Source organism: Streptomyces sp. NPDC090741, assembly GCF_044769045.1.
Taxonomy (GTDB): domain Bacteria; phylum Actinomycetota; class Actinomycetes; order Streptomycetales; family Streptomycetaceae; genus Streptomyces.
On sequence record NZ_JBIVXF010000009.1, the window covers coordinates 53,241 to 79,500 of the forward strand.

Annotated in this window: 25 protein-coding genes and 1 riboswitch; of the genes, 20 read left to right on the plus strand and 5 right to left on the minus strand. The window is 73.0% G+C overall.

Annotation, left to right across the window (positions count from 1 at the left end; all coding sequences use genetic code 11):
• The first annotated feature begins 49 nt into the window (after window positions 1–49).
• A complete protein-coding gene (gene trpD / locus ACIQU4_RS23910; RefSeq protein ID WP_403734190.1) occupies window positions 50–1,114 on the plus strand; it encodes an anthranilate phosphoribosyltransferase in 1,065 nt (354 codons plus the stop codon).
• A 79-nt stretch (window positions 1,115–1,193) separates the two neighbouring features.
• A riboswitch (SAM riboswitch) is annotated at window positions 1,194–1,310 on the plus strand.
• Between the two features lie 245 nt (window positions 1,311–1,555).
• Window positions 1,556–2,941 (plus strand): aminotransferase class V-fold PLP-dependent enzyme, encoded by a 1,386-nt coding sequence (locus ACIQU4_RS23915; protein WP_403734192.1) that lies wholly within the window; start codon window positions 1,556–1,558, stop codon window positions 2,939–2,941.
• A 271-nt stretch (window positions 2,942–3,212) separates the two neighbouring features.
• Here the strand turns inward: ACIQU4_RS23915 and ACIQU4_RS23920 are convergent, their stop codons facing one another.
• Window positions 3,213–3,494 (minus strand): Lrp/AsnC family transcriptional regulator, encoded by a 282-nt coding sequence (locus ACIQU4_RS23920; RefSeq protein WP_008738815.1) that lies wholly within the window; start codon window positions 3,492–3,494, stop codon window positions 3,213–3,215.
• Entirely contained in the window at window positions 3,491–4,213 is a 723-nt protein-coding gene (locus tag ACIQU4_RS23925) for a rhomboid family intramembrane serine protease (protein WP_403734194.1), read from the minus strand. The genes ACIQU4_RS23920 and ACIQU4_RS23925 overlap by 4 nt, the downstream gene beginning before the upstream one ends.
• 127 nt (window positions 4,214–4,340) lie before the next feature.
• On the opposite strand from ACIQU4_RS23925, the gene ACIQU4_RS23930 reads away from it, so the two are divergent.
• The 8 genes from ACIQU4_RS23930 to ACIQU4_RS23965 all read left to right on the plus strand — a co-directional run bounded on the left by ACIQU4_RS23930 (window position 4,341) and on the right by ACIQU4_RS23965 (window position 13,622).
• Entirely contained in the window at window positions 4,341–4,580 is a 240-nt protein-coding gene (locus tag ACIQU4_RS23930; RefSeq protein WP_008738811.1) for a hypothetical protein, read from the plus strand.
• A gap of 40 nt (window positions 4,581–4,620) precedes the next feature.
• Entirely contained in the window at window positions 4,621–5,985 is a 1,365-nt protein-coding gene (locus ACIQU4_RS23935) for an NYN domain-containing protein (RefSeq protein ID WP_403734930.1), read from the plus strand.
• A 258-nt stretch (window positions 5,986–6,243) separates the two neighbouring features.
• Entirely contained in the window at window positions 6,244–7,278 is a 1,035-nt protein-coding gene (locus ACIQU4_RS23940) for an NlpC/P60 family protein (protein WP_403734197.1), read from the plus strand.
• Between the two features lie 250 nt (window positions 7,279–7,528).
• Complete coding sequence (locus ACIQU4_RS23945) at window positions 7,529–8,569, plus strand: NlpC/P60 family protein (protein ID WP_403734200.1); 1,041 nt, start codon at window positions 7,529–7,531, stop codon at window positions 8,567–8,569.
• Between the two features lie 57 nt (window positions 8,570–8,626).
• Window positions 8,627–9,757, plus strand: a complete 1,131-nt coding sequence (locus tag ACIQU4_RS23950) for a hypothetical protein (protein ID WP_403734202.1) — start codon at window positions 8,627–8,629, stop codon at window positions 9,755–9,757.
• A gap of 58 nt (window positions 9,758–9,815) precedes the next feature.
• Window positions 9,816–10,958: a glycosyltransferase family 4 protein gene (locus ACIQU4_RS23955; protein ID WP_403734205.1), complete on the plus strand. Its 1,143-nt coding sequence runs from the start codon at window positions 9,816–9,818 to the stop codon at window positions 10,956–10,958.
• Between the two features lie 188 nt (window positions 10,959–11,146).
• Complete coding sequence (locus ACIQU4_RS23960; RefSeq protein WP_403734933.1) at window positions 11,147–11,908, plus strand: SDR family NAD(P)-dependent oxidoreductase; 762 nt, start codon at window positions 11,147–11,149, stop codon at window positions 11,906–11,908.
• Between the two features lie 97 nt (window positions 11,909–12,005).
• On the plus strand, window positions 12,006–13,622 hold the full coding sequence (locus ACIQU4_RS23965; protein ID WP_403734208.1) for a GMC oxidoreductase: 1,617 nt from the start codon (window positions 12,006–12,008) through the stop codon (window positions 13,620–13,622).
• 12 nt (window positions 13,623–13,634) lie between these two features.
• Here the strand turns inward: ACIQU4_RS23965 and ACIQU4_RS23970 are convergent, their stop codons facing one another.
• Window positions 13,635–15,431: an AMP-dependent synthetase/ligase gene (locus ACIQU4_RS23970; RefSeq protein ID WP_403734210.1), complete on the minus strand. Its 1,797-nt coding sequence runs from the start codon at window positions 15,429–15,431 to the stop codon at window positions 13,635–13,637.
• A 229-nt stretch (window positions 15,432–15,660) separates the two neighbouring features.
• Here ACIQU4_RS23970 and ACIQU4_RS23975 point away from each other — a divergent pair, with 229 nt between their 5' ends.
• From ACIQU4_RS23975 to ACIQU4_RS24000, 6 genes are all read left to right on the plus strand, one after another.
• Window positions 15,661–16,443, plus strand: a complete 783-nt coding sequence (locus ACIQU4_RS23975; protein WP_403734213.1) for a metallophosphoesterase — start codon at window positions 15,661–15,663, stop codon at window positions 16,441–16,443.
• A gap of 100 nt (window positions 16,444–16,543) precedes the next feature.
• Window positions 16,544–16,984 carry an SRPBCC family protein gene (locus tag ACIQU4_RS23980; RefSeq protein ID WP_403734215.1) on the plus strand — a complete coding sequence of 147 codons (441 nt, stop codon included), beginning with the start codon at window positions 16,544–16,546 and terminating at the stop codon, window positions 16,982–16,984.
• Window positions 16,985–16,987: 3 nt separating this feature from the next.
• On the plus strand, window positions 16,988–18,244 hold the full coding sequence (locus ACIQU4_RS23985) for an ArsA family ATPase (RefSeq protein ID WP_403734217.1): 1,257 nt from the start codon (window positions 16,988–16,990) through the stop codon (window positions 18,242–18,244).
• Between the two features lie 91 nt (window positions 18,245–18,335).
• Entirely contained in the window at window positions 18,336–18,821 is a 486-nt protein-coding gene (locus tag ACIQU4_RS23990) for a DUF5304 domain-containing protein (RefSeq protein ID WP_403734220.1), read from the plus strand.
• Between the two features lie 61 nt (window positions 18,822–18,882).
• Window positions 18,883–19,824: an ROK family glucokinase gene (locus ACIQU4_RS23995; protein WP_403734222.1), complete on the plus strand. Its 942-nt coding sequence runs from the start codon at window positions 18,883–18,885 to the stop codon at window positions 19,822–19,824.
• Between the two features lie 59 nt (window positions 19,825–19,883).
• The gene (locus ACIQU4_RS24000) at window positions 19,884–20,639 is read left to right on the plus strand and encodes an endonuclease/exonuclease/phosphatase family protein (RefSeq protein ID WP_403734225.1); all 756 of its coding nucleotides are present in this window, start codon (window positions 19,884–19,886) and stop codon (window positions 20,637–20,639) included.
• 168 nt (window positions 20,640–20,807) lie between these two features.
• Here ACIQU4_RS24000 and ACIQU4_RS24005 read toward each other — a convergent pair whose 3' ends face one another.
• Window positions 20,808–21,392 (minus strand): hypothetical protein, encoded by a 585-nt coding sequence (locus ACIQU4_RS24005; RefSeq protein ID WP_403734228.1) that lies wholly within the window; start codon window positions 21,390–21,392, stop codon window positions 20,808–20,810.
• Window positions 21,385–22,164 (minus strand): alpha/beta hydrolase, encoded by a 780-nt coding sequence (locus ACIQU4_RS24010; protein WP_403734230.1) that lies wholly within the window; start codon window positions 22,162–22,164, stop codon window positions 21,385–21,387. Before ACIQU4_RS24010 ends, ACIQU4_RS24005 begins: the two co-directional genes overlap by 8 nt.
• Window positions 22,165–22,324: 160 nt before the next feature.
• Here ACIQU4_RS24010 and ACIQU4_RS24015 point away from each other — a divergent pair, with 160 nt between their 5' ends.
• The 4 genes from ACIQU4_RS24015 (at window position 22,325) to ACIQU4_RS24030 (ending at window position 26,195) form a co-directional block, all read left to right on the plus strand.
• Entirely contained in the window at window positions 22,325–23,053 is a 729-nt protein-coding gene (locus ACIQU4_RS24015) for a lysophospholipid acyltransferase family protein (protein WP_403734935.1), read from the plus strand.
• 35 nt (window positions 23,054–23,088) lie between these two features.
• Complete coding sequence (gene macS, locus ACIQU4_RS24020; protein WP_403734232.1) at window positions 23,089–24,300, plus strand: MacS family sensor histidine kinase; 1,212 nt, start codon at window positions 23,089–23,091, stop codon at window positions 24,298–24,300.
• A 44-nt stretch (window positions 24,301–24,344) separates the two neighbouring features.
• Window positions 24,345–24,989 (plus strand): response regulator, encoded by a 645-nt coding sequence (locus ACIQU4_RS24025; protein WP_403734938.1) that lies wholly within the window; start codon window positions 24,345–24,347, stop codon window positions 24,987–24,989.
• Between the two features lie 177 nt (window positions 24,990–25,166).
• Window positions 25,167–26,195, plus strand: a complete 1,029-nt coding sequence (locus tag ACIQU4_RS24030) for a 6-phosphofructokinase (protein WP_403734235.1) — start codon at window positions 25,167–25,169, stop codon at window positions 26,193–26,195.
• The last annotated feature ends 65 nt before the right edge of the window (window positions 26,196–26,260 follow it).

Consider the following 26,260-nt stretch of genomic DNA (forward strand, 5'->3'; position numbering starts at 1 on the left):
TTCGAGTGGGCCCCGACACGGGGTGGCCGATCAACAGCAGGAGCGGACCATGAACGTTGCGACCCCGGCAGGCGGCGACAGCGTGGCGGCCCGCGGCTGGCCGGGCGTCCTCGACGCCCTGCTGACCGGCCAGGACCTGCGCGCCGACGAGACCGCCTGGGCCATGGACCGGATCATGCGCGGGGAGGCCACGGACGCCCAGATCGCCGGCTTCGTGGTGGCGCTGCGGGCCAAGGGGGAGACGGTCGCGGAGATCAACGGCCTCGTACGGTCCATGTACGGGCACGCCAACCTGATCGAGGTGCCGGGCCGGACGGTGGACATCGTCGGCACCGGCGGCGACGGGGCCAAAACGGTGAACATCTCCACGATGTCCTCGATCGTGGTGGCCGGTACGGGCGCCAAGGTGGTCAAGCACGGCAACCGGGCCGCGTCCTCCGCGAGCGGTTCCTCGGACGTGCTGGAGAAGCTCGGGGTCAACCTGGACCTCACCCCGGCGCGGGTGGTCGAGGTCGCGGAGGAGGCCGGCATCACCTTCTGCTTCGCGGTGAAGTTCCACCCGGCGCTGCGGCACGTGGCGGCGGCCCGCAAGGAGCTGGGCATCCGGACCACGTTCAACTTCCTCGGCCCGCTGACCAACCCGGCGCGGGTACGGGCGCAGGCCACGGGCGTGGCGGACGCGCGGGTGGCGCCCATCGTGGCGGGCGTACTGGCGGAGCGGGGCTCCTCGGCGCTGGTGTTCCGCGGGGACGACGGTCTGGACGAGCTGACGACGACCGCGACCTCCCGGGTGTGGTGGGTCCGCGACGGCCGGGTGGACGAGCAGTCGTTCGACCCGCGCGACGTCGGCATCCCGCTGGTCGACGTCTCGGCGCTGCGGGGCGCGGACGCCTCGTACAACGCGGACGTGGCACGCCGGCTGCTGGCCGGTGAGACGGGCCCGGTGCGCGACTCGGTCCTGCTGAACTCGGCGGCGGCCCTGGTGGCCCTGGACCCGGGCACGGGCCCCCTGGAGGACCAGATCCGCACCGCGATCGCCCGCGCGGCCGAGTCCATCGACTCGGGCGCGGCCCGCGCGGCCCTGGACCGCTGGGTGGCGGCCAGCAACGCCTGATCGTTTCCGGCCAAGGCCCCGGTCCAGCATGCGGACCGGGGTCTTGTGCGTGGGGGATCTTGTGGCAGGATGCTGACCAGGTCACGAGTGACAGCGTTTTGGCCCCGGCTCGCTGTCCGGCAACCCTCCTTCCGTGGCGGGGTGCCCCGGGTGATGACCAGGTCGCAGGCAGAAAGGCCTGCGGCAAGCGCGGATCCCTCGACACCAGGGGTCCTGGTCTCTCGAGGAGCTTTTCCGTGAGCAAGCGAATGCGATAGGGCGACTCCGCCCCTTCTTCACCCTCCGTGCGGTCCTGAGTCGTCCGTGCGTCGAGGTAACTCCCGTACCACTGGCACATGTGCATCCGCGCATCCGCATACCCGTTTCCGCGGATGCGTGCAGCGTGCACCCACGTACGGGCCGTCCGAAGCCATTCAGCCTGTCCTGCCGGGAGATACCGCCATGTCCACGTACCCGAACGCCGCCGTCACCACCGCCACCGCCGCCGTCGACCCCGCCTGTGCCCAGCCCCTGCCGGTCCTCGGCCGGGACGTCACCGTCCCGCTTGTCACCGGCGGCGAGGTCACGTACGCGGCTCTCGACTACGCGGCCAGCGCCCCCGCGCTGCAGCGGGTCTGGGACGACGTCGCCGCCTACGCCCCGTACTACGGCAGCGTCCACCGCGGCGCGGGCTACCTCTCCCAGCTGTCCACGGACCTCTTCGAGCAGAGCCGGGTGACGGTCGCCGAGTTCCTCGACTGCCGTCCGTCCGATCAGGTGATCTTCACCCGGTCCACCACCGACTCGCTGAACCTGCTCGCCGCCGTGCTGCCGGCCGGCTGCCAGGTGTTCGTCTTCGAGACCGAGCACCACGCCTCGCTGCTGCCGTGGGGGGACGCGCAGGTCACGTACCTCAACGCGCCGCGGACCCCGGCCCAGGCCGTGGAGAGCCTGGAGCGGGCGCTGGCCGGGCGGGAGCCCTACGGCCCGGCGCTGGTCTGCGTCACCGGCGCGTCCAACGTCACCGGTGAGCTGTGGCCGGTGAAGGAGCTCGCCGCCGCGGCGCACGCCCACGGCGCGCGGATCGTCCTGGACGCCGCCCAGCTGGCCCCGCACCACCCCGTTTCCGTTCAGGAGCTGGACGTGGACTGGGTGGCCTTCTCCGGGCACAAGCTGTACGCGCCGTTCGGCTCGGGCGTGCTGGCCGGCCGCGCGGACTGGCTGCAGCAGGCGGAGCCGTACCTGGCCGGCGGCGGCGCCTCCCGCAAGGTCGCCCGCCGCGCGGACGGCGGCGTCGACGTCGAGTGGCACACGACGGCGGCCCGCCACGAGGCCGGCTCCCCGAACGTGATCGGCGTGTACTCGATCGCCTCGGCCTGCAAGGCCCTGACCGAGGCGGGCTTCGACGGCCTCGTCGCCCGCGAGCGGCACCTGATCGCCAAGGTCCGCGAGGGCCTGGCGGAGGTCCCGGCCGTCCGCATCCTGTCCCTCTTCGGCGACGACTCCCCCCGGGTCGGCGTCATCTCCTTCGTGGTGGACGGCTGGAACAGCTCGCACTTCGCGGCGGCGCTGTCGGCGGAGTACGGGATCGGCGTCCGCGACGGCCTGTTCTGCGCCCACCCGCTGGTCCGCACCCTGCTGGGCAGCGAGCCGCAGGCCCAGGGGGAGTGCGGAGCCCCCGAGGCGGCCCCGGGCGAGCGCTCCCTGAACGCGATCCGCGTCAGCTTCGGCGCCGGCACCCCGGACGAGCACGTCGACCGCTTCGTGGGCGCCGTGAAGGAACTGGTCACCTCCGGAGCCAAGTGGCAGTACCGCACCGAGGAAGGCCGCTGCGTGCCGGCCGTCTGACGCCGTACGGATCATGACCTACTGGGATCCGATACCGACCGTCCGGGCCTGCGGGGAGGGTGAACCGCTCCCCCGGCCTCGCGGAGCGGGTGCCCGCGTACAACACGTCGTGGGACACCTGGCCCCACGCCTGGCAGGAGCCGCCCGGCTCGGCCCGGCGACAGCCTGCCGGGTCTCCGAGCCGCTGGGACGCTTTGCCGCGCACGCGGTACCGTGCGGCCGGGTGGCGGCTGGGGCGGAGCCCGGCGCACCGTGAGCCGCGCCGGAGGCGTCAGGCGTCGAGGCCGATGGCGAAGGCCGCTTCCAGGTCGTGCTGGGAGTACGTGCGGAAGGCCACGTGGGTGTCCGTCGCCTCGACGCCCGGGATCTTGCTGATGCGGCCCGGGATGATGTCCGCGAGGTTCTCGTGGCGGGCCACGCGGACCAGGGCGATCAGGTCGTACGTCCCCGTGACGGAGTAGACCTCGCTGACGCTGTCCAGCGCGGCGATCGACTCGGCGATCTCGGGGATGCGGTCCACGCTGGTCTTGATGAGCACGATCGCGGTGATCACGGTTGGCTGTCTCCCTCGGTGGCCGTCGCTGGTCGCCTCACTCTAGTCGTACGCCGATAGCGCACCCACGCGTAGACGAAGCCCAGCGAGAAGCCCACCAGGTGGGCGAGGTATGCCACCCCCGGGCCGCTGCCCGCGCGGTGCGCCGCCACCCACTGGAGGGCGAACCAGAACAGCAGGACCATCCACGCGGGGAAGCGGAGCGGTAGGAAGAGGAGGAAGGGGAACAGGCTGGTCACCCGCGCCCGCGGGAACAGGCACAGGAAGGCTCCGAGCACCGCCGAGATCGCGCCCGACGCACCCACCAGCGTCTGCGCCGAGGAGGCGTTGGCCGCCGCGTACGCCGCCAGCGCCAGGTAGCCCGTACAGATGTAGAAGGACAGGAACTCCGGCCGCCCCATCCGCTCCTGCGTCATCACGCCGAAGACGTACAGGAACAGCATGTTGCCGAGCAGGTGCAGCCAGCCGCCGTGCACGAACAGGGCGGTCAGCGGTGTCAGCAGGGCCCGCGCCGAGCCGGTGAAGAGCTCGTCCGGGACCACGCCCCAGCGCCGGAAGTACGCGGTCCCGCTCTCCACCAGCCGCTCGCCCGTCCCGTACGAGGGATTCGTCCCCGAGGCCGGGCCGAGCAGGAACACCACGCAGCAGCCCGCGATCAGCGCGTGGACGACCACCGGGCCCCGGGCGGCCTCCCGGAGGGCCTGCCACTTTACGATCATGCGATCGAGCATGACCCAAGTGGACCCGCCCCGAGCACCGGCAGGCCGTAGGGTTACGTGCTGCGGTCCGCCGATTGACGCGGACGGCGGCTTTAATTGAATCAGCTACGAAGGAGAGAGCGGCCTGATGACGGTTCCCCTGCCGACCGACACCACCCGGTGGCGCTGCACGCTGTGCGGCAACCTCACGCGTTTCGACGTCACTCGTTCGTCGAAGGTCGTGGAGTACGTCCACCTGGATCTTGCCGGGGAGCCCAAGGTCGAGGAGCGCGAGGTGGTCAATGAGACCATCGAGTCGGTCCGCTGCCGGTGGTGCAACGCGGTGGACCAGATCGAGCTCGTGGACAGGCCGGGCGCGGACTCCTGACGGAGCCCCGCCCACAGGTGAATGACGGTAGGGGTGACGGATTGTGGAGCCAGCAAGCGGCGCTGAGCCGGCCGACGCGGCCGGCGACGCCGCCGAGGTGCTCGACCGCCCGCTGCCGGAAGGCGTGCGGCGCCGGGTCGTCGCGCTCGTCTCGGACGCCTTCGGCGGACTGACGGTCGCGGACCTCCCGGCGCAGCTGCGCCAGTACGCCCGGTTCACCCCGACCCGGCGCGCCAAGTTCGCGGGCAACGCCATGGCCGCGGCGGTGGAGGCGGACGCCGTCTTCCGGGGCCGCGTCGCCGAGAAGCTGCGCGAGGCCCAGGCCGAGCTGGCCGGAGCGCTGGAGTCCGGCGCCCCGCCCGCCGCCGCGGACCCGCTGGACGTGGCGGCCGCCGCGTACGTACTGCGCCCGGTCGGCTGGGTGAAGCTGGTGGCCGCCGCGGGCGAGGAGGCGCAGCGCGCCGACGCCGAGCGGGTCGGCGAGGAGACCCGGCGCGAACTGGACCGGCTGCGCGAGGAACTGGCCCAGGCGCGGGACGCGCAGCGCCTCGGCGGCGAGCAGGTACGGGCCGAGCTGGACGCGGTGCGCAAGGAAGCGGAATCGCTTCAGCGCAAGCTGCGCAGCGCCCAGAGCGATGTGAAGCGCGGCGAGGCGGCCCTGCGCAAGGTCACCGCCGTGATCGACGGGATCCGGGGCGACGCGGCCGCGCAGGTGGCGGCCGCCGAGAGCGAGACCCGGCGCCTCAAGTCCCGCCTCGCGGAGGTCGAGACGGCGCTGGAGACCTCCCGCCGGGCCACCCGCGAGGGCCGCAGCGTCGAGGACATGCGGCTGCGGCTGCTGCTGGACACGGTGCTGGACGCTGCCCAGGGGCTGCGCCGCGAGCTGGCGCTGCCGCCGGTGTCGACGCGGCCGGCCGACACCGTGGACGCCGTGGAGCCGGGCCGGATGACCCCGAAGGACATCGCGGCACGCGCCCTGTCGGAGACGGATCCGGCGCTGCTGGACCAGTTGTTGGCGCTGCCCCAGGCCCATCTGGTGGTCGACGGCTACAACGTGACGAAGACCGGCTATCCGACGATGCCGCTGGAGAAGCAGCGGCTGCGGCTGCTGGGCGGGCTGTCGATGCTGGCCGCGCAGACGGGCGCGGAGATGACCTGCGTCTTCGACGGCGCGGAGCTGGCGGCCCCGGTGCTGCTGGCGCCGCCGCGCGGGGTACGGGTGCTGTTCTCCAAGCCCGGTGTGACGGCGGACGAGCTGATCCGCCAGTTGGTACGGGCGGAACCGCCCGGCCGGCCGGTGGTCGTGGTCTCCACCGACCGCGAGGTGGCCGACGGCGTGGCGAAGGCCGGCGCCCGGCCCGTGACGTCCGCTTTGTTGCTGAAGCGGCTTTCGCGCGTTTCGTAACTCGTCGACGGAATGCCCGATTTGGCAAGGCGGACAGGGAACGTACCGTCAAGTGCCCTGCACAGAGCGTGGGCTGTAGGTAAAGAACCTGGTCGGCAGCCAAGTTTTTTGCCTACAGGATTTGAACTGATCACAGCGAGGTCACTAGGGTCGGCTCAAACCTTCGTGCGGCAGTTCACTCATTCGGGGTGACGACGGAGGTGCGCTGCCGAGCCTGCGACTGTAATCGGCGGCTCCAGGCATAAGGAGCTCGCGTTCGTGGCGTCCCACCGTCGACCCAAGCCGCCGACCCGCACCCGCGTGAGCGTGCTCACCGCCCTCGCCACCGCGGCCGTCGCCCTCTCCTCCCAGTCGGCCATGGCCGCCCCGGCCAAGCCGAGCAAGGACGAGGTCAAGAGCAAGGTCGATGCCCTCTACGAGGAGTCCGAGCAGGCCACCGAGAAGTTCAACGGGGCCAAAGACCGCCAGGAGAAGCTGGAGAAGGAGATCTCGCAGCTCCAGGACCAGGTCGCGCGCGGCCAGGACGAGCTCAACGGCCTGCGCAACACGCTCGGTTCGATGGCGACGGCCCAGTACCGCGGCGGCGGCCTCGACCCGTCCATGCTGCTCCTGATGTCCTCCGACCCGGATGCCTTCCTCGACAAGGCCTCCACGCTCCAGCAGGTGAGCGGCAAGCAGGTCGAGGCGATAACGAAGATCCAGGCCAAGCAGCGCAGCCTCGCGCAGCAGCGTCAGGAAGCCACCGGCAAGCTCGCCGACCTCGAAGCCGTCCGCAAGGAACTCGCCGAGAAGAAGGCGGCCGCCCAGAGCAAGCTCGCCGACGCCCAGGCCCTCCTCAACACGCTGACCACCGAAGAGCGGGGCCAGTTGAAGAGTGACGCGGCCAAGGACGGCCAGGCCGCCGCGGACGCCGCCGGCGCCAAGGGTGCGGTGAAGGGCTCGGGCCGGGGCGGGGCGGCCCTCGCCGCCGCGATCACCCAGAAGGGCGACAGCTACCACATGGGCGACACCGGCCCCGACTCGTGGGACTGCTCGGGCCTGACTCAGTGGGCCTACGCCCAGGCCGGCGTCAAGATCAGCCGCGTCACCACCACGCAGGCCAACGACGGCACGCGCATCTACAGTCAGAGCGACCTCCAGCCCGGAGACCTGGTCCTCTTCTACGGCGACCTGCACCACGTGGGCCTCTACGCGGGCAACGGCCAGGTCTTCCACGCCTCCAACCCGACCGGTGGCGTCCGTTACGAGGCCATGAAGAACATGCCGTTCCAGTTCGGCGTCCGCGTCGGCTGACCCGCCCCGAGGGCCACGCGCCCGCCCCGGGACCCGCCGCACACCGCCCATCCGGGCGAATTTCGCGGCCCCGCTGTGACCACACGCCCCGCCGGTGACCTGCGTCTCCGGCGGGGCGTCGTCGTGTGCGCCCTCCGGGGGTCGTTGGCCGGCGCGTGGCGGCGCGGTTACTGTCTGCCAGCGCGGAACCCGGCACACGGCCGTCCACGGGGGCGGACCCGGTCCCGCGCAGCGGAAGGGAGCGGTTCCAGTGGCGTCCCATCGTCGGCCCGGGCTCGGCAGCCTCGACAGGAACACCAAGGTCACCGTCCTGACCGCCGCCGCGGCCGCCGCGGCAGCCATGACGGGCGCGACGGCGAGCGCGGCCCCCGCCCCGCCGCAGGATCCCGCGGCCGGCGCCCGCGCCCAGGTCGACCGGCTCTTCGAGGAGGCCGAACAGGCCACCGAGCGCTACAACCGGGCGGGCGAGCGGGCGGACCGGCTCCACACCGAGATCGACCGGGCGCAGGACGCACTGGCCCGCGGCCAGGACCGCATCAACACCATGCGCGGCCTCCTCGGCACCTTCGCCGGAGCCCAGTACCGCTCCGGCGGCATCGACCCCGCCTTCGAGCTGATGCTCTCCGAGAACCCGGACGAATACCTCGAAAAGGCCTCCCAGCTGGACCGGTTGACGGACCGGCAGGCCCGCCGGCTCTACGAACTGCGCAAGGAGCAGCGCCGGCTGGGCCAGCAGCGCCACGAGGCCTCGCAGAAACTCGCCGAACTCGACTCCGTACGGGCCGACGTGGCCCGCCAGAAGCGCACCGTCACCGCCAAGCTGGCCGCCGCCCGCCGGCTCCTGGACGCCATGCCCAGCCAGGAGCGGGCCGACTTCGAGCGGTCCTCGCGCTCCGGCGAGCGCCCCGAGGGCCTGCCCGAGCCGAACTCGCTCGGCCCCTCCTCGGGCCGCGCCGCGACCGCCGTGATGGCCGCCCGGGCCGCGGTCGGCCGCCCGTACATCTGGGGCTCCACCGGGCCCTCCGGGTTCGACTGCTCCGGGCTGATGGTGTGGTCGTACCGCCAGGCGGGCGTCTCCCTGCCGCGCACTTCGCAGGCGCAGCGGTACGCGGGCCGCCGGGTGCCGCTCTCGCAGGCGCAGCCGGGCGACCTGGTCACGTACCGCTCGGACGCCAGCCACGTCGGCATGTACGTCGGCAACGGCCAGGTGGTGCACGCCCCGTACCCGGGCGCGCGGGTGCGGTACGACCCGGTCGGGATGATGCCGGTGTCCTCCGTGACCCGTCCCTGAGCCGTCCCTGAGCCGTCCGTGAGCCGTCCCCGGTGGGGGCGTGCGTACGATCGTCGGATGTCCCCGGTCCACCGGTTCCTCGTACGCGTACTGCCGCTCCTGCTGAGCGCGCTGCTCGCGGGATGCGGGGCGCCCGCGGCGCGGGACGCAGCCGAGGGGGACATCCGGGAGGCCGTCGCCGCCTGGTCGCGGACGCCGCCCGCGCAGCTCGCCGGGATCCCGCTGGAGGGCTGGGCGTACGAGGTCTCCGCGGTCCGCCGGGACGGCGAGCGGGCCACGGCCCGCGCGGAACTGCGCTACCGGCTCACCGGCTACGACACGGCCCCGGCCGGGTCGGCGCGCGAAGTGCTGCTGAGCCGGGACGGCGCGGACGGCGGGCACTGGCGGGTCACCGGGGACCGGGCCGCGCCGGGCGCGCCGCCGCAGCTGTGGGACCAGGGCCCGGTGGAGGCGGTCAAGGGCGCCCACGCGCTGGTGCTCGGCGTCGGGCAGTCCCCGCAGACCCTCTCCGCGGTCGCGGCGGAGGCCGAGCGGGCGGTGCCCGCGGCGAGCGCCGCCTGGCCGGGGGCGTGGGCGGGCCGGGCGGTGGTGCTGGTGCCGGGCTCCCTGGAGCGGATGGCGGAGCTGCTGGGCCGGCCCGCCGCCGAGTACCGGGGCATGGGGGCGGTCACGACGGGCCGGGTGGGCGCCGCGAAGGCCCCCGCCGACCGGGTCGTCGTCAACCCGGAGGGCTGGGCGGAGCTCAGCGCGGCGGGCCGGGGAGTCGTCCTGACCCACGAGGTCACGCACGTGGCCACCCGGGCCGCGACCACCGCCCGGACCCCGCTGTGGCTGTCGGAGGGCTTCGCGGACTGGGCGGCGTACCGCGGCGGGGCCACCACCGCGCGGCAGGCCGCGCCCGCGCTGGGCCGGGCGGTGCGCCGCGGGGAGCTGCCGGCCGCGCTCCCCGCCGACGGGGCGTTCGCCTTCGGCGGCGACCCGGAGGCGCTGGCCCGCGCGTACGAGGGCGCGTGGCTGGCCTGCCGGCTGATCGCGGCCAAGTGGGGCGACGCCACGCTGGTCCGCCTCTACGAGCGGGCGGGCCGCGAGCCGCTGGCGACGGCCCTGGAGGAGACCATCGGCGGTGATCTGCCCGGCCTGACGCTGGCCTGGCAGGCGGGCCTGCGCGAGGAGCTGGGCGGCGGGTAGCCGCGCCCGCGGCTGGGGGCGGAGCCGCGCGGGGGGCGTCCGGTACTGTCGGCAGGCGATGCACAAGACGCTGATCGTGACCAACGACTTCCCACCGCGACCGGGCGGCATCCAGGCCTTCCTGCACAACATGGCACTGCGGCTGGATCCCGACCGGATCGTCGTCTACGCCTCCACCTGGAAGCACGGCGCGGAGGCCCGCGAGGCCACCGCCGCCTTCGACGCCGAGCAGCCGTTCCAGGTCGTGCGCGACCGTACGACGATGCTGCTGCCGACCCCGCGGGTGACCCGGCGGGCGGTCGGGCTGCTGCGCGAGCACGGCTGCGGGTCGGTGTGGTTCGGGGCGGCGGCCCCGCTGGGGCTGATGGGCCCGGCGCTGCGCCGGGCCGGGGCCAAGCGGATCGTGGCCACCACCCACGGGCACGAGGCGGGCTGGGCGCAGCTGCCGGCGGCGCGGCAGCTGCTGCGCCGGATCGGCGAGGGCACGGACACGCTGACGTACCTCGGCGAGTACACGCGCTCGCGGATCGCCTCGGCGCTGACGGACGCGGCGGCGGCGCGGATGGTGCAACTCCCGCCGGGGGTGGACGAGAAGACCTTCCACCCCGGGTCGGGCGGCGCGGAGATCCGGGCCCGGCTGGGGCTGTCGGACCGGCCGGTGGTGGTCTGCGTCTCGCGGCTGGTCCCGCGCAAGGGGCAGGACACGCTGATCGAGGCGATGCCGCGGATCCTGGCCGCGGTGCCGGATGCCGTACTGCTGGTGGTCGGCGGGGGCCCGTACGAGGCGGACCTGCGGGCGCTGGCCGTCTCCGCCGGGGTCGCGGACTCGGTGGTCTTCACGGGCGCCGTCCCCTGGGCGGAACTGCCCGCGCACTACGGCGCCGGGGACGTCTTCGCGATGCCGTGCCGGACCCGGCGGGGCGGGCTGGACGTGGAGGGCCTCGGGATCGTCTACCTGGAGGCCTCGGCGACCGGCCTGCCGGTGGTCGCGGGCGACTCGGGCGGGGCGCCGGACGCGGTGCTGGAGGGCGAGACGGGCTGGGTGGTCCGGGGCGGAGTCCCCGAGGACGCGGCGGACCGCGTGATCACCCTGCTCCAGGACCCTGAGCTGCGCCGCCGCATGGGGGAGCGGGGCCGCACCTGGGTCGAGGAGAAGTGGCGCTGGGACCTGCTGGCCGACCGCCTGCGCGAGCTGCTCTGACCGACCCGGGCGGACGGGCCCGTCGCGGGGCAGCGCCGCAGGGCACCGCCCACCGCCCACCGCCCGCGCCGCGCCATTACGCCGACCCGGGCGCGTCGGCGCCACGGCCGTGCATGTGCCGACGGACACGGAAGGCATGTCTGCGGACGTGCCCGACCGCGGCGCGCCGGCGAGGAGTGGTGAGGACGATGGACGACGTGCTGCGCGGCACCGTGGCCCTGGTGACCGGTGCTTCGAGCGGGATCGGCCGGGCGGCCGCCCTGACGCTCGCCGGAAAGGGCGCCGCCGTCGCGCTCACCGCACGGCGCGCGGAGCGGCTCACGGAACTGGCGGCCCAGATCGAGGCCGGCGGCGGCACCGCGCTCGTCCTGCCCGCCGACATCGCCGACGAGGCCGAGGCCGCGCGCGTGGTGGAGCGTACGGTCAAGGAGCTCGGGCGCCTCGACACCCTGGTCAACAACGCGGGCCTGATGCTCCTCGGGTACGCCGCAGAGTCGCCCGTCGCCGACTGGAAGCGCATGGTGGACGTCAACCTGACCGCCCTGATGCACACCACCCACGCTGCCCTGCCGCACCTCGTCAGCGCCGCCGGGGACGGCCCCCGGAAGGTGGCCGACATCGTCAACGTGTCCTCCCTGGCGGGCCGCCGGGCCGTGGCCACGGCCACGGCGTACTGCGCCACGAAGTTCGGAGTGGTCGCCTTCAGCGAAGCCCTGCGCCAGGAGCTGGCGCCGCAGCACGTGCGGGTCTGCGTCGTCGAGCCCGGCGCCGTGGACACCGAGTTGCGCGGGCACAACTCCCCCGAGATGCAGCAGGCGCTGGAGCAGATGTTCGGGGGCATCGACCGGCTGGAGGCGCAGGACATCGCGGACGCGATCGCGTACGGGGTCACGCGGCCGCGGCGGGTCGCGGTGCCGGAGATGGTGGTCCTGCCGACCGAGCAGGTGTGAGGCCGGGCCCGTGATCCTCCGCCACACCTGACTGTTCCTCAGATATCTGTCAACACCGCCTCTGGGTGGACGGCCCGATTCCGCCCATGATGCGGCCATGACACCTCAGCTGACGCGCCGTCACTTCCTGGGTATCGGCGCCCTCCAGACCGCCGCAGCCCTCGGCTTCACCCGCATAGGGCTCCAATCGGCGGCCGCCGCCGAGCCCCCCGCCGCGCAGTACGCCCCCGCCATCGTCGTGGGCTCCGGCTACGGCTCGGCCGTCGCCGCCCTCCGGCTCGGACAGGCCGGCGTACGGACCGTCGTCCTGGAGATGGGCCGGCTCTGGAACACCCCCGGCCCGGACGGCAAGGTCTTCCCCTCCACCTCAGCGCCCGACCAGCGCTCCATGTGGTTCCGCACCCGCACCGAGGCCCCGCTGGCCCAGTTCCTCTGGCTCGACGTCGTCAACCGCGACATCAGCCCCTACCCCGGCGTCCTCGACCGGGTGAACCACGGCGACATGTCCGTCTACGTCGGCCGCGGGGTCGGCGGCGGATCCCTCGTCAACGGCGGCATGGCCCCGACGCCCCGGCGCTCGTACTTCTCCGAGGTGCTGCCCCAGGTCGACGCCGACGAGATGTACGGCACGTACTACCCGCGCGCCCGCGCGATGCTCGGCGTCAACGACATCGACCCCGGCTGGTTCGAGTCCACGGAGTGGTACCGGTTCGCCCGGATCTCCCGCAGGCACGCCCAGAACACCGGCCTGAAGACCACCTTCGTGCCCAACGTGTACGACTTCTCGTACATGCAGCGCGAGGCCGCCGGCACCGCCACCCGCTCGGCGCTGGCCGGCGAGGTCATCTACGGCAACAACTTCGGCAAGAAGAGCGTCGACAAGACCTACCTCGCGGCCGCGATCGGCACCGGCAACGTCACCATCGAGACCATGCAGCGCGTCGTCGGCGTGCGCCAGGACCCGGCCGGCGGCTACGTGCTCACCGTCCGGACCAGCGATCTGACGGGAAGGGTCACCGAGGTCAGGGAGCTCGGCTGCAAGCAGCTCTTCCTCGGTGCCGGCAGCCTCGGCACCACCGAGATCCTGCTGCGCGCCCGCGAGCGGGGCACCCTGCCCGGGCTCAGCGAGAAGGTCGGGCTCGGCTGGGGCCACAACGGCAACATCATGACCGCCCGGGCCAACCACCTGTGGGACACGGTCGGCTGCAACCAGGCCACCATGCCCGCCCTGGGCATCGACGACTGGGACAACGCCGCCAACCCGGTGTTCGCCGAGATCGCCCCGCTGCCCATGGGCTTCGAGCACTGGATCTCGATGTACCTGGCCATCACCAAGAACCCGGAGCGCGGGCACTTCACGTACGACGCGGCGACCGACTCGGCGCGGCTGAACTGGCGCCGCGACCAGAACACCCCGTCGGTCCAGGCCGCCAAGAACCTCTTCGACCGGATCAACCGGGCCAATTTCACGATCTACCGGTACGACCTGTTCGGCGACAACAGGAACTTCGCCGACAACTTCACGTACCACCCGCTCGGCGGCTGCGTCCTCGGCGACGCGACCGACAACTACGGCCGCGCCAAGGGCCACCAGGGGCTGTACGTGGTCGACAGCTCCCTGATCCCGGGCTCCCTCGGGGTGAACCCGTTCGTCACCATCACCGCGCTCGCCGAGCGCAACATGGCGCGGATCCTCGCCGAGGACCCCCGGTAGCGCACGAGGGGCTCAGCCCCGGTACAGGGCCTCGATCTCGTCCGCGAAGTCCTTCGCCACCACATTCCGCTTCAGCTTCAGCGAAGGCGTGATGTGACCCGACTCCTCCGTGAACTGGGAGGGCAGAATGCGGAATTTCCGCACCGATTCCGCCTTGGAAACCGCCGCGTTGCCGTCGTCCACGGCCTGCTGGACGGCGGCGATGAGGTCCGCGTCCTCGCGCAGCTCCGCCGCCGTGACCCCGGCCGGCTTGCCGTGCTCCGCGGCCCAGCGGCCCAGGAACTCCTCGTCGATGGTGACCAGTGCGGCCACGAACGGCCGCGCGTCGCCGACCACCATGCACTCCGCGACCAGCGCGTGCGCCCGGATCCGGTCCTCGATCACCGCGGGGGCCACGTTCTTGCCGCCCGCCGTGACGATGAGCTCCTTCTTGCGCCCGGTGATCGCGAGGTAGCCGTCCTCGTCGAGGGTGCCGACGTCACCGGTGTGGAACCAGCCGTCGGTCAGCGCCTCGGCGGTCGCCGTCTCGTTCTTCCAGTACTCCTTGAAGATGTGCTCTCCGTGCAGCAGCACCTCGCCGTCGTCGGCGATGCGCACCACGGAGCCCGGCAGCGGCTGGCCGACCGTACCGATCTTCGTACGGTCCCACGGGTTGAACGCGGTGGCCGCGCACGACTCCGTCAGGCCGTAGCCCTCCAGGACCGTGAAGCCGATGCCGCGGAAGAAGTGGCCGAGCCGCTCGCCCAGCGGGGCGCCGCCGGAGATCGCGTACTCGCCGCGCCCGCCGAGGACCGTGTGCAGCTTGCTGTAGACCAGCTTGGAGAACAGCTTGTGCTTCAGCTTCAGGCCGAAGGACGGCCCGCCCGGGGCGTCCAGCGCCCGGCTGTACGCGATGGCCGTCTCGGCCGCCGCGTCGAAGATCTTGCCCTTGCCGTCGGCCTGGGCCTTGGCGCGCGCCGAGTTGTAGACCTTCTCGAAGACGCGCGGCACGCCGAGGATCAGCGTGGGCCGGAAGGACTGCAGCTCGTCGGTGAGGTTCTTGATGTCCGGTACGCAGCCCAGGCGGATCGGCGCCAGTACGGCCGCCACCTCCACCAGGCGCCCGAAGACGTGCGCGGCGGGCAGGAAGAGCAGCACGGAGCATTCGCCGGTGCGGAACAGCGGGCTCAGGCGCTCCACCACGTTGCCGCACTCGGCGAAGAAGTTGCGGTGGGTCAGCACACAGCCCTTGGGGCGGCCGGTGGTGCCCGAGGTGTAGACGATGGTGGCCGGGTCGTCGGCGTTCGCGAGCGAACTGCGCTCGTCGACCTCGGCGTCGCCGACCTCGGCGCCGGCGGAGTTCAGGGCCGCGATCGCGCCCTGCTCGATCTCCCAGACCTCGCGCAGTTCCGGCAGCCGGTCGCGCAGCGAGGCCACGGCCGCGCTGTGCGCGGGGCTCTCGACGATGACGGCGACGGCGCCGGAGTCGCCGAGGATCCACTGGATCTGCTCGGGCGAGCTGGTCTCGTACACGGGGACGGTGACGCCGCCCGCGCTCCAGATCGCGAAGTCGAGGAGCACCCACTCGTAGCGGGTGCGGGAGATCAGTGCGACGCGGTCGCCGGGCCGGATGCCGGCCGCGATCAGGCCCTTTGCGGCGGCGCGCACCTCGGCGAGGAATTCGGTCGCCGTCACGTCCTGCCAGCCGCCGTCGACCTTGCGGCCCATGACGGCGGTGTCGGGATGCTGCGCGGCATTGCGGCGGATGAGATCCGTCAGGTTCCCGTCCGACGGGACCTCGTACAGGGCCGGAAGGCTGAACTCGCGCAAGACTGCTGCTCCTCTGGGCGCCATCGCCACCATGTGGACCGACCGGACGTTACCCACCGGTAGTGGGTTCCGGATAGAGGGAACCGGCCAGATGTTCCGTGCGTCACATGACGCGGCCGTGCCATGCCGACAGTAGTCGACCCCGTTTGCGACTCGGAAGTAACCGCAGGTAGGCCGCCTGTGCCACCCCCTCTACCCGCGGCCCCCGGGCCCCCCTAGGGTGGAGCGCATGGGTGGCAGGAAAAGCAGCACGCGGGTCCACGTCGTCAGCGACGTCCACGGCAACGCCGAGGCGCTCGCCCGGGCCGGGGACGGTGCCGACGCCCTGATCTGCCTCGGTGACCTCGTGCTCTTCCTCGACTACGCCGACCACTCGCGCGGCATCTTCCCCGATCTGTTCGGCGTCGAGAACGCCGACCGGATCGTGGAACTGCGCACCGAGCGCCGCTTCGACGAGGCCCGCGACCTCGGGCGCCGGCTGTGGGCCGGACTGGACCGGGAACGCCTGATCGAGGGCGCGGTGCGCCGCCAGTACGCCGAGATGTTCGCCGCGTTCCCGCAGCCCACGTACGCCACCTACGGCAATGTCGACATCCCGGGTCTGTGGTCCGAGTACGCCGGACCCGGCACCACCGTCCTCGACGGGCAGCGGGTGGAGATCGGCGGCCGCGTCTTCGGCTTCGTCGGCGGCGGACTGCCCTCCCCGATGCGCACCCCGTACGAGGTGGACGAGGAGGAGTACGCCGCCAAGGTCGAGGCGCTCGGCGAGGTGGACGTGCTGTGCTCGCACATCCCGCCGGAGGTGCCGGAGCTCTGCTACGACACGGTCGCGCGCCGGTTCGAACGGGGCAGCGAGGCCCTGCTCGCGGCGATCCGGCGGACCAGGCCGCGGTACGCGCTGTTCGGGCACGTGCACCAGCCGCTGGCACGGCGGATGAGGATCGGCGCCACGGAGTGCGTGAACGTCGGGCACTTCGCCGCCACCGGAAGGCCCTGGGCCCTGGAGTGGTGAGCCCGGGCCCTGGAGTGGTGACCTCCGCACGCACGGTAGCCTGCACGCGGCGGCCGTAGGCCGCACACTTCCTCGAACACTCCCTGGAGGGGCGACCGCCATGGCCGAACACACCAGCTCGAGCATCACGATCGAGGCGGCGCCGGCCGACGTGATGGCCGTGATCGCCGACTTCGCCCGCTACCCCGAGTGGACCGGCGAGGTGAAGGAGGCCGAGGTGCTGGCCACCGACGCCGAGGGCCGCGCCGAGAAGGTCCGGCTGCTGCTCGACGCGGGCGCGATCAAGGACGACCACACCCTCGCCTACACCTGGAGGGGCGCGGACGAGGTCAGCTGGACCCTGGACAAGTCGCAGATGCTGCGCCAGCTCGACGGCTCGTACCGGCTCGCCCCGCTGGACGGCGGCAAGCGCACCGAGGTCACCTACCAGCTGACCGTCGACGTCAAGATCCCGATGCTCGGCATGATCAAGCGCAAGGCCGAGAAGGTCATCATCGACCGCGCCCTGGCGGGCCTGAAGAAGCGCGTCGAGTCGGCCTGATCCATGCGCATCCTGCTGATCACCGGTCCCGGCGGGGCCGGCCGGACCACCGTGGCCGCGGCCACGGCCGTCGCCGCCGCACGGACCGGGCAGCGGGTGCTGCTGCTCTCCGCAGACCCCGGTGATCCCCTGGCCGCACTGGTCGGGGAGGCGACGGGGGAGCCCGTCGAAGCCGCGCCCGGGCTGGCCGCCGTACCGGCCGCCGGGGTGCTCGTGGCCCGCGTGGACTCCGGCGAGGAGTTCCGCGAGGAGCTCGTCGCCCTCCAGGAGCGCGGATCGGCGCTCCTCGGCATGGTCGGGGCCCGGCCGCTCGGGGCCGAGGAGCTCACCGAGCTGCCCGGCGCCGAGCAGTTCGCCCTGCTGCGCGCCCTGCGCCGGGCCGCCGCCGCCCCCGGCACCGACCTCGTCGTCGTCGACCTGCCCCCGCTCCACCAGGCCGTCGCCACCCTCGCCCTCCCCGCGCAGCTGCGCCGTTACCTGGCCCGGCTGCTCCCGGCCGAGCGGCAGGCGGCCCGCGCCCTGCGGCCCGTACTGGCCCAGCTGGCCGGCGTACCCATGCCCGCGCAGTGGCTGTACGAGGCCGCCGCGCGCTGGGACGAGGAGCTGGCCGAAGTCCAGGCCGTCGTGGAGGCCGCCGCCACCTCGCTGCGGATCGTCGCCGAGCCGGGACCGGGCGCCGACGCCGCGCTGCGGACCGGGCTGCTCGGCCTCGCCCTCGAACAGCTCCCGGTCGGCGCGATCGTCGCCAACCGGATGGTGCCGCAGGGCTCGCCCGACCCCTGGCTGGCCGGGCTCGCCGCCCAGCAGGAGAAGTACGCCGCCCAGTGGGCCGGTGCCGAGTGGGCCGGTGCCGAGTCGGTCGGGGCCGAGTCGGGCGGAGACGTGCCCGTGCTGCCGGTCGGCCACCTCGGGCGGGACCCGGCGGGGCCGGAGGACCTGATCGGCCTGGCTGGGGCGGAGGGGCTCGTTCCGGGGGCCTCCGAGGCCCGGGTGCGGGCGCGCCCCGCGTGGGTGGTCGAGGACAGGCTCGCCGACGACGGGGTACTCGTCTGGGTGGTGCCGCTGCCCGGCGCCCACAAGCGGGACCTCGACCTGGTCCGGCGCGGCGACGAGCTGCTGCTCGCGGCGGGCCCGTACCGCAGGATCGTTCCGCTGCCCTCGGCGCTGCGCCGCTGCACGGTGTCCGGCGCCGCCCTCGCCGGCGGGGTGCTCCGGATCCGCTTCACGCCGGACCCGGACCTGTGGCCGCGCAGGCCCTGAACGCCGCGCAGGCACTGAAACCGGGTACCCCCGTTCGGGTACCGTCGAAGGTAGTACGTACCGCCCAGCAGCTGCCGCAGGAGAGTCCGCCATGAGCGAGGCCACCGACCGTCCCACCGACGACGACGCCTGGGCCAAGGCCTGCGCCGAGGACCTCGCCGCGGAGCAGGAGCGCCGCCGGGCCCGCCAGGGCGGCGCGGGCGCGGGCGCCGGGAGCGGCGCCGGGACCGCCGCCGAGGAGCTGTTCAAGCTGTTCGAGGCCGTCGCCGACAAGGTGTCCGGGCTGAACAACCCGCTGCTCGGCGCCGCCGCCCAGGGCGCCGTACGCCAGTTCGTCAACCAGGCGAAGGCCGCCGCCAAGCCCGTCGTCGAGCGCAACCCCGAGGTCTTCGACCACCTCGCGGCCGCCGGCTCCGAGCTGCTCGCCGCGTACCGCTCTGCCGTCGAGGGCCACGAGCGCCGCTGGACCCGCGACGAGCCCGCCCCCGGCACTCCCTCGGACCGCCCCTCCGGCGACCATTCCGACCCCCGCGACGAGGGCGGGAGCGGTCCGACGCAGCGGATCGATCTCGACTGAGACGCCGCTGCCCTCGGGTACCGTTGGCCGTGGCGGGGTTTGACCGGAAACCGAGGGACTAATGGCACTCACCATCGGCGTCGACATCGGCGGCACGAAGATCGCGGCCGGCGTGGTCGACGAAGAGGGCACCATCCTTGAGACGTACAAGGTGCCCACCCCGCCGACCGCGGACGGAGTGACGGACGCTATCTGCGCCGCAGTGTCCGAAGTCAGCAGCAACCACACCATCGAGGCCGTCGGCATCGGCGCCGCCGGATACGTGGACGACAAGCGCGCGACGGTGCTCTTCGCACCGAACATCAACTGGCGCCACGAGCCGCTCAAGGACAAGGTCGAGCAGCGCATCGGCCTGCCGGTCGTCGTCGAGAACGACGCGAACTGCGCGGCCTGGGGCGAGTACCGCTTCGGAGCCGGCCAGGGCCACGACGACGTCATCTGCATCACGCTCGGCACGGGCCTGGGCGGGGGCATCATCATCGGCAACAAGCTGCGCCGCGGACGCTTCGGCGTGGCCGCCGAGTTCGGGCACATCCGGGTGGTCCCGGACGGCCTGCTGTGCGGGTGCGGGAGCCAGGGCTGCTGGGAGCAGTACGCCTCCGGCCGCGCGCTCGTCCGGTACGCGAAGCAGCGCGCCAACGCCACCCCCGAGAACGCGGTGGCCCTGCTCGCGCTCGGCGACGGTACCCCCGAGGGCATCGAGGGCAAGCACATCAGCGAGGCGGCACGGGCCGGTGACCTGGTGGCCATCGACGCCTTCCGCGAGCTGGCCCGCTGGGCGGGCGCGGGCCTGGCCGACCTGGCCTCGCTCTTCGACCCGTCGGCGTTCATCGTCGGCGGCGGGGTCTCCGACGAGGGCGACCTCGTCCTCGACCCGATCCGCAAGTCCTTCAAGCGCTGGCTGGTCGGCGGCGCCTGGCGCCCGCACGCGCAGGTGCTGGCCGCGCAGCTCGGCGGCAAGGCCGGGCTCGTGGGCGCGGCGGACCTGGCCCGCCAGGGCTGACACCGGCTGTTGTCCGAACTGCCCGCCGCGCCCTCTGTGGCACGGCGGGCAGTCTGGCTATGTTGCCGTCCATGCTGCCGAACTCTGTGACGGAACCCGACGGTTCCGCGGTGATCCGAGCCCTCAGCTACAACATCCGCTCGATGCGGGACGACGAGGAGGCGCTGGCCCGGGTGATCCGCGCCTGCGCCCCCGACCTGGTCTTCATCCAGGAGGCCCCGCGGTTCTTCCGCTGGCGCAAGCACGCGGCGCGGCTGGCCGCGAAGACGGACCTGGTGGTGCTGAGCGGGGGCGCCACGGCCGCGGGCCCGCTGCTCCTGTGCTCGCTACGGGCCTTCGTGGAGCGGACGGAGGACGTCCTGCTGCCCCCTACGCCCGGTCTGCACCGGCGGGGCTTCGCCACGGCGGTGGTCCGCTTCGGGGCCGCGCGGGTGGCGGTGCTCAGCGCGCACCTGTCGTTGGACGGGGCGGAACGCCGGGCCCAGGCCGACCTCTTGCTGGACCGCCTCACCGCGATGGGCGCGCCGTACGGGATCGCGGCCGGCGACATCAACGAGGGCCCGGCCGGGCCCTCGTTCACGCGGCTGGCCGGTGTGCTCCAGGACTGCAGGGCCGTCGCGCCCTGGGGCGGGGGGCCGACCTTCCCTTCCCGGGCCCCGGAGCGGCGGATCGACGCCGTCTTCGCCACGAAGGGCGTGGAGGTGCTGGCCTGTGGCGCCCCGGTGGACCTGCCGGGCCTGCTCCCCGCAGACCTCGCCGCGGCTACGGACCACCTTCCGGTCCTGGCCGCGCTTCGCCTCCCGGTCCCGACGTAGCCGACCACCCGGGGCTCCGCCCCAGACCCCGGGGAACCAGGGAAGGGCGGGGGTTGCGGCTCCGCGCAGCGGCACCGAAACTCCCGCCCTTCCCTGGTTCCCGGCGGACGGAGCCCGGCGCAGCCGCGCGAGCGGCGCGTCGGGAAGGCAGCGGCGCGTCAAGAAGGGTCAGACCACGGCTCCGCGCCCCGGATCGTCGTCCTCGTCATCGCCCTGCGACATCCGCGCGACGAGCGTCGCGAAACCGCCCAGGAACCCGCCGATCCCCAGCGTCGTGAGCCACCACGTCATGTCCCACTGCAGCAGCACCGCCACCAGCAGCAGCAGCGGCCCGCCCACCACCGCCAGCCACGCGAACTTCGCCGTCGTGTCCGCCGGCGGCAGCTCCGGCTCCGGCGGGACGAAGTGCCCCTCGTCCTTCTCGTCCGGCTCCGCCGGGGTGTGGTCCCGGGGTCCGTTCCCGGGCGCCGAACCGCCGACGCCCACCCCCGGCGCGAACACCACCGAGCTGCCCAACACCGTCGGCGCCGGCGGAGGCTCCGCCGGCGACTCCGCGGACGGCTCCGCAGACGCCGCAGCCGGAGGCTCCGGCTCGACGTCCTCCTCCGGCAGCATCAGGTTCTCGATCGGCCGGAACGGCCTCGCCCCCGGCGGGTCCGGCGGCTCCTGGCCGTACCCGGCGACGATCGCCGCCCAGGCCGCCTCCTCGTCCAGCGGGGGGACACCCCCCGGGGACTCCTCGTGCTCAGCCACCGCTGGCCGCCCCCTCCCTGCCGACGCTCTCCGCGAGCCGCCCGACGAACGCATAACTGTCCGCGAAGATCTGCTCCGCGTCATGGTCCAACGTCGCGACGTGGTAGCTCTGTTCCAGCAGGGTCTCGGTGACGTCCGTCGACGAGATCCGCGCGAGGATCCGCGCCGAGTCGGCCGGGTTCACGACGTGGTCCTGCACGCTGTGCAGCAGCAGCACCGGCTGCGTGACCTGCGGCAGCTCGGTGTCGACCAGCCTCAGGAACTGCCGCAGCGAGGCCGCGGCCCGGGTCGGGACCCGGGTGTAGCCGACCTCGGCGACGCCCGGCTTGGCGATGTCGCTCGCGATGCCCGGGGTGGACCGCAGGAAGTGCTGCGCCACCGGAAGGGCGAAGGCCATCGGGTCGTTGATCTTGTTGACCGGGTTGACCAGGACGATGCCGCGCACGGCGTCCCCGTGCCGGGCCGCCAGCCGCAGGGTCAGCGCCCCGCCCATCGACAGCCCGAAGACGAACACCTGCGTGCACGTCTCCAGCAGCTCCCGCAGCGCCCGGTCCACCTCGGCGTACCAGTCCTGCCAGCCGGTGAGCTGCATGTCCTGCCACCGCGTCCCGTGCCCGGGCAGCAGCGGTACGGAGACCGTCAGACCCCGCCCGGCCAGGTACTCCGCCCACGGGCGCATGGACTGAGTGGTACTGGTGAAGCCGTGGCAGAGGAGGACACCGACCTCTCCGCCCTCGTGGCGGAACGGCTCGGCTCCAGGGAGGACGGGCACCAGGGTCTCCTTCGACGGGTGGGGGGTGCGTAGCGCTGTGTGACTTCACCGTACGCGACGGGGGTGACACCGACCAGGGTCGTCGCCCCCTCCGCCCCGAGCCAGGGGATATGGTCTGTTCGACAGACACAGGAAGGCTTTCGAGTTGATCTACGGCGCAATGAAGTTCTCCATCGGGGGGTCCCTGAAGCTCGCCTTCAGGCCGTGGGTGGAGGGCCTCGAGAACATTCCCGCCGAGGGGCCGGCGATCCTCGCGAGCAACCACCTGTCCTTCTCGGACTCCTTCTTCCTGCCGGCCGTGCTGGACCGGAAGGTCACCTTCATCGCGAAGGCGGAGTACTTCACCTCCCCGGGCGTCAAGGGCAAGCTGACGGCCGCCTTCTTCAAGGGCGTCGGCCAGCTCCCCGTGGACCGCTCCGGTGCGCGCGGTGCGGGCGAGGCCGCGATCAAGAGCGGTATCGACGTCATCGAGCGCGGGGAGCTGTTCGGTATCTACCCCGAGGGGACCCGTTCACCCGACGGCCGCCTCTACCGCGGCAAGCCCGGCGGACTGGCCCGCGTGGCCCTGGCCACCGGGGCGCCGGTGATCCCCGTGGCGATGATCGACACGGAGAAGATCCAGCCGCCCGGCAAGGTCGTCCCCAAGCTGATGCGCCCCGGCATCCGGATCGGCAAGCCGCTGGACTTCAGCCGCTACCAGGGCATGGACGGCGACCGCTTCATCCTGCGCTCGGTGACCGACGAGGTCATGTACGAGATCATGAAGCTGTCCGGCCAGGAGTACGTCGACATCTACGCGACGGCCGCCAAGCGGCAGATCGCCGACGCGGAGAAGGCCGAGAAGGCCGCCAAGGCCGCCGCCGAGAAGAACGACAAGGCCGCGGAGTAGAGCACGGGCGGCATCGCCCGCACGGGGTGGGGGAGATGGCGAAACGCGAGCGTGTCGTGCGCATGTCGGTCGAGCAGCCGCTGTGGCGGGCGCTGACCGCCTACCGGCTGATCACCGCGGTCTACGCGGGCCTGCTGTTCGCCTCGGCGTACCGGGACTTCGACCGGCCCTGGGTCGCGGCCGGCTACCTCGCCGTACTCGCCGTCTGGACCCTGGCGACCCACCGCCGGGTGGCGAACGCGGCCAGCTGCACCAAGCGCTTCCTCGGCGCCGACCTCACCGTCGCGCTCGTCGGCATCCTGCTCACCCCGCTCGCGGACACCCACGCGCGGATCGCCGGGGGCGGCCCCACCCTCCCCTCCATCTGGACGGCGGGATCCGTCCTCGCCTTCGCCATCAAGGGCGGCTGGCGCTGGGCCTGCTTCGCCTCGACCTTCGTGGCCGTGGCGAACGTCGGCATCCACGGCGGCGAGCCCACCCGCGACACCCTGCACAACGTGCTGCTGGTCTGGGTCGCCTCCATAGCCATCGGGTACGTCGTCGAGGTCGCCCGGGCCAGTGAGGCCACCCTGGCCCGCGCCCTGGAGATCGAGGCCGCCACCCGCGAGCGCGAGCGGCTCGCCCGCGACATCCACGACGGGGTCCTCCAGGTCCTGGCCATGGTCCAGCGGCGCGGCACCGAGCTGGGCGGCGAGGCCGCCGAGCTCGGCCGGATGGCCGGGGAGCAGGAGGTGGCGCTGCGCACCCTGGTCTCCAGCGGGCTGATGCCCGCCTCCCGGATCTCCCGGGACGAGTCGCTCGGCGCGCTGGTGGACACGTACGAGGTGGAGGAACCCGGCGCCGACGAGGGCGAGCTGGACCTGCGGTGCCTGCTCGCGCCGCACGCCGGATCCCGGGTCAGCTTCGCCGAGCCGGGTGCGCCGGTGCCGCTGCCGGTGCCCGCGGCGAAGGAGCTGGCCGCGGCCGTCGGGGCCGCCCTCGACAACGTGCGCAAGCACGCCGGGGACGGGGCCCGGGCGTGGATCCTGGTCGAGGACTGGGGCGACGAGGTGATCGTGACCGTCCGCGACGACGGCCCGGGCATCCCGGCGGGCCGGCTCGACCAGGCCGAGGGCGAGGGCCGGATGGGCGTGGCCCTGTCCATCCGCGGCCGGCTGCGGGACCTCGGCGGCAGCGCCGAGCTGGTGTCCGTCCCCGGGCAGGGCACCGAAGTGGAACTGAAAGTACCGAGGGGGAGAACCCAGTGAGCAAGACCGCCGAGCCGCAGCCGCAGCCGCACGAGATCAAGGTGATGGTCGTCGACGACCACCCGATGTGGCGGGACGCGGTCGCCCGCGACCTCGCCGCCGCGGGATTCGACGTGGTCGCCACGGCCGGCGACGGCCCCGAGGCCGTCCGCCGGGCCGTCCCGGCCGCCCCCCACGTCCTGGTCCTCGACCTCAACCTGCCGGGCATGCCCGGGGTGCAGGTCTGCAAGGAGCTCGTCGGCGCCAACCCCGCGCTGCGCGTCCTGGTCCTGTCCGCGAGCGGTGAGCACGCCGACGTCCTGGAGGCGGTGAAGTCCGGGGCCACCGGCTACCTGCTGAAGTCCGCGGGCGCCCAGGAGCTGATCGACGCCGTGCGCCGCACCGCGGCCGGCGACCCGGTGTTCACCCCGGGCCTGGCCGGGCTGGTGCTCGGCGAGTACCGGAGACTGGCCACCGACCCGGCGCCCGCCGCCGCCGACGAGCCGAAGGTCCCCCAGCTGACCGACCGGGAGACCGAGGTGCTGCGGCTGGTGGCCAAGGGGCTCTCGTACAAGCAGATCGCGGAGCGCCTCGTCATCTCGCACCGCACGGTGCAGAACCACGTGCAGAACACCCTGGGCAAGCTCCAGCTGCACAACCGGGTGGAGCTCGTCCGTTACGCGATAGAGCGTGGCCTCGACGACGCGTAATGGGGGACGTTCACCGTCTCGTACGTCGTACTCATGTCCTCGTACGAGTGAACGGGGGGACGCAACACCCCGTGATTTCACCGGAATTGACCCTTCCCAGGCCCTTGCTGTGACCTGAGTCACCACTAGCGTGACCGTCATGCGGGCTCAGTGGGCCCTGTGGCGAAGGGAGATTCCATGAAGGTCGGAGTGCTGACGGGCGGCGGCGACTGCCCCGGTCTCAACGCGGTCATCCGGGCCGTCGTCCGCAAGGGCGTCCAGGAGTACGGGTGCGACTTCGTCGGGTTCAAGGACGGCTGGCGCGGCGCGATCGAGGGCGACACCGTCCCGCTCGGCATCCCCGCCGTCCGCGGCATCCTGCCGCGCGGCGGCACCATCCTCGGCTCCTCGCGGACCAACCCGTTCAAGCAGGAGAACGGGGTCCGGCGGATCAAGGAGAACCTCGCCAAGTACGAGGTCGAGGCCCTCGTCGCGATCGGCGGCGAGGACACCCTGGGCGTGGCCGCGCGGCTGTACGGGGAGTACGGCATCCCGTGCGTCGGCGTCCCGAAGACCATCGACAACGACCTGTCGGCCACCGACTACACCTTCGGCTTCGACACGGCGGTGGGCATCGCCACGGAGGCCATCGACCGGCTGCACACCACGGCCGAGTCGCACATGCGGGTGCTGGTCGTGGAGGTGATGGGCCGGCACGCCGGCTGGATCGCCCTGCACTCGGGGCTGGCGGGTGGCGCCAACGTGATCCTCATCCCGGAGCAGCGCTTCGACCTGGACCAGGTGTGCGCGTGGGTGACCTCCCGGTTCAAGGCGAGCTACGCGCCGATCGTGGTGGTCGCGGAGGGGGCCATGCCCAAGGACGGGGAGATGGTGCTGAAGGACGCCACGACCGACTCGTTCGGGCACGTCCGGCTGTCGGGCGTGGGGGAGTGGCTGGCCAAGGAGATCGAGGCGCGGACCGGCAAGGAGGCGCGGACCACGGTGCTCGGGCACGTCCAGCGAGGCGGTACGCCGAGCGCGTTCGACCGGTGGCTGGCGACGCGGTTCGGGCTGCACGCGATCGACGCCGTGCACGACGGCGACTTCGGGAAGATGGTCGCGCTCAAGGGGACGGACATCGTGCGGGTGCCGATCGCGGACGCGACGGCGAAGCTGAAGACGGTGGACCCGGCGCTGTACAAGGAGGTCGGGGTGTTCTTCGGCTGATCCGGAGCGGGTGAGTCGGGGCAGCTGACCCGGGGCGGGTGCGCGGGCTGTGGGTCGTATCGGAC

Excerpts from the sequence above, each read along its gene's own strand:
- trpD (WP_403734190.1), top strand. The coding sequence starts at position 50 with ATGAACGTTGCGACCCCGGCAGGCGGCGACAGCGTGGCGGCCCGCGGC.
- ACIQU4_RS23995 (WP_403734222.1), top strand. The coding sequence starts at position 18,883 with ATGGCACTCACCATCGGCGTCGACATCGGCGGCACGAAGATCGCGGCC.
- ACIQU4_RS23965 (WP_403734208.1), top strand. The coding sequence starts at position 12,006 with ATGACACCTCAGCTGACGCGCCGTCACTTCCTGGGTATCGGCGCCCTC.
- ACIQU4_RS24000 (WP_403734225.1), top strand. The coding sequence starts at position 19,884 with ATGTTGCCGTCCATGCTGCCGAACTCTGTGACGGAACCCGACGGTTCC.
- ACIQU4_RS23980 (WP_403734215.1), top strand. The coding sequence starts at position 16,544 with ATGGCCGAACACACCAGCTCGAGCATCACGATCGAGGCGGCGCCGGCC.
- ACIQU4_RS23960 (WP_403734933.1), top strand. The coding sequence starts at position 11,147 with ATGGACGACGTGCTGCGCGGCACCGTGGCCCTGGTGACCGGTGCTTCG.
- ACIQU4_RS23950 (WP_403734202.1), top strand. The coding sequence starts at position 8,627 with ATGTCCCCGGTCCACCGGTTCCTCGTACGCGTACTGCCGCTCCTGCTG.
- ACIQU4_RS23985 (WP_403734217.1), top strand. The coding sequence starts at position 16,988 with ATGCGCATCCTGCTGATCACCGGTCCCGGCGGGGCCGGCCGGACCACC.
- ACIQU4_RS23925 (WP_403734194.1), bottom strand. The coding sequence starts at position 4,213 with ATGATCGTAAAGTGGCAGGCCCTCCGGGAGGCCGCCCGGGGCCCGGTG.
- ACIQU4_RS24025 (WP_403734938.1), top strand. The coding sequence starts at position 24,345 with ATGGTCGTCGACGACCACCCGATGTGGCGGGACGCGGTCGCCCGCGAC.
- ACIQU4_RS23930 (WP_008738811.1), top strand. The coding sequence starts at position 4,341 with ATGACGGTTCCCCTGCCGACCGACACCACCCGGTGGCGCTGCACGCTG.
- ACIQU4_RS23990 (WP_403734220.1), top strand. The coding sequence starts at position 18,336 with ATGAGCGAGGCCACCGACCGTCCCACCGACGACGACGCCTGGGCCAAG.
- ACIQU4_RS24030 (WP_403734235.1), top strand. The coding sequence starts at position 25,167 with ATGAAGGTCGGAGTGCTGACGGGCGGCGGCGACTGCCCCGGTCTCAAC.
- macS (WP_403734232.1), top strand. The coding sequence starts at position 23,089 with ATGGCGAAACGCGAGCGTGTCGTGCGCATGTCGGTCGAGCAGCCGCTG.
- ACIQU4_RS23975 (WP_403734213.1), top strand. The coding sequence starts at position 15,661 with ATGGGTGGCAGGAAAAGCAGCACGCGGGTCCACGTCGTCAGCGACGTC.
- ACIQU4_RS24015 (WP_403734935.1), top strand. The coding sequence starts at position 22,325 with ATGAAGTTCTCCATCGGGGGGTCCCTGAAGCTCGCCTTCAGGCCGTGG.
- ACIQU4_RS23915 (WP_403734192.1), top strand. The coding sequence starts at position 1,556 with ATGTCCACGTACCCGAACGCCGCCGTCACCACCGCCACCGCCGCCGTC.
- ACIQU4_RS23955 (WP_403734205.1), top strand. The coding sequence starts at position 9,816 with ATGCACAAGACGCTGATCGTGACCAACGACTTCCCACCGCGACCGGGC.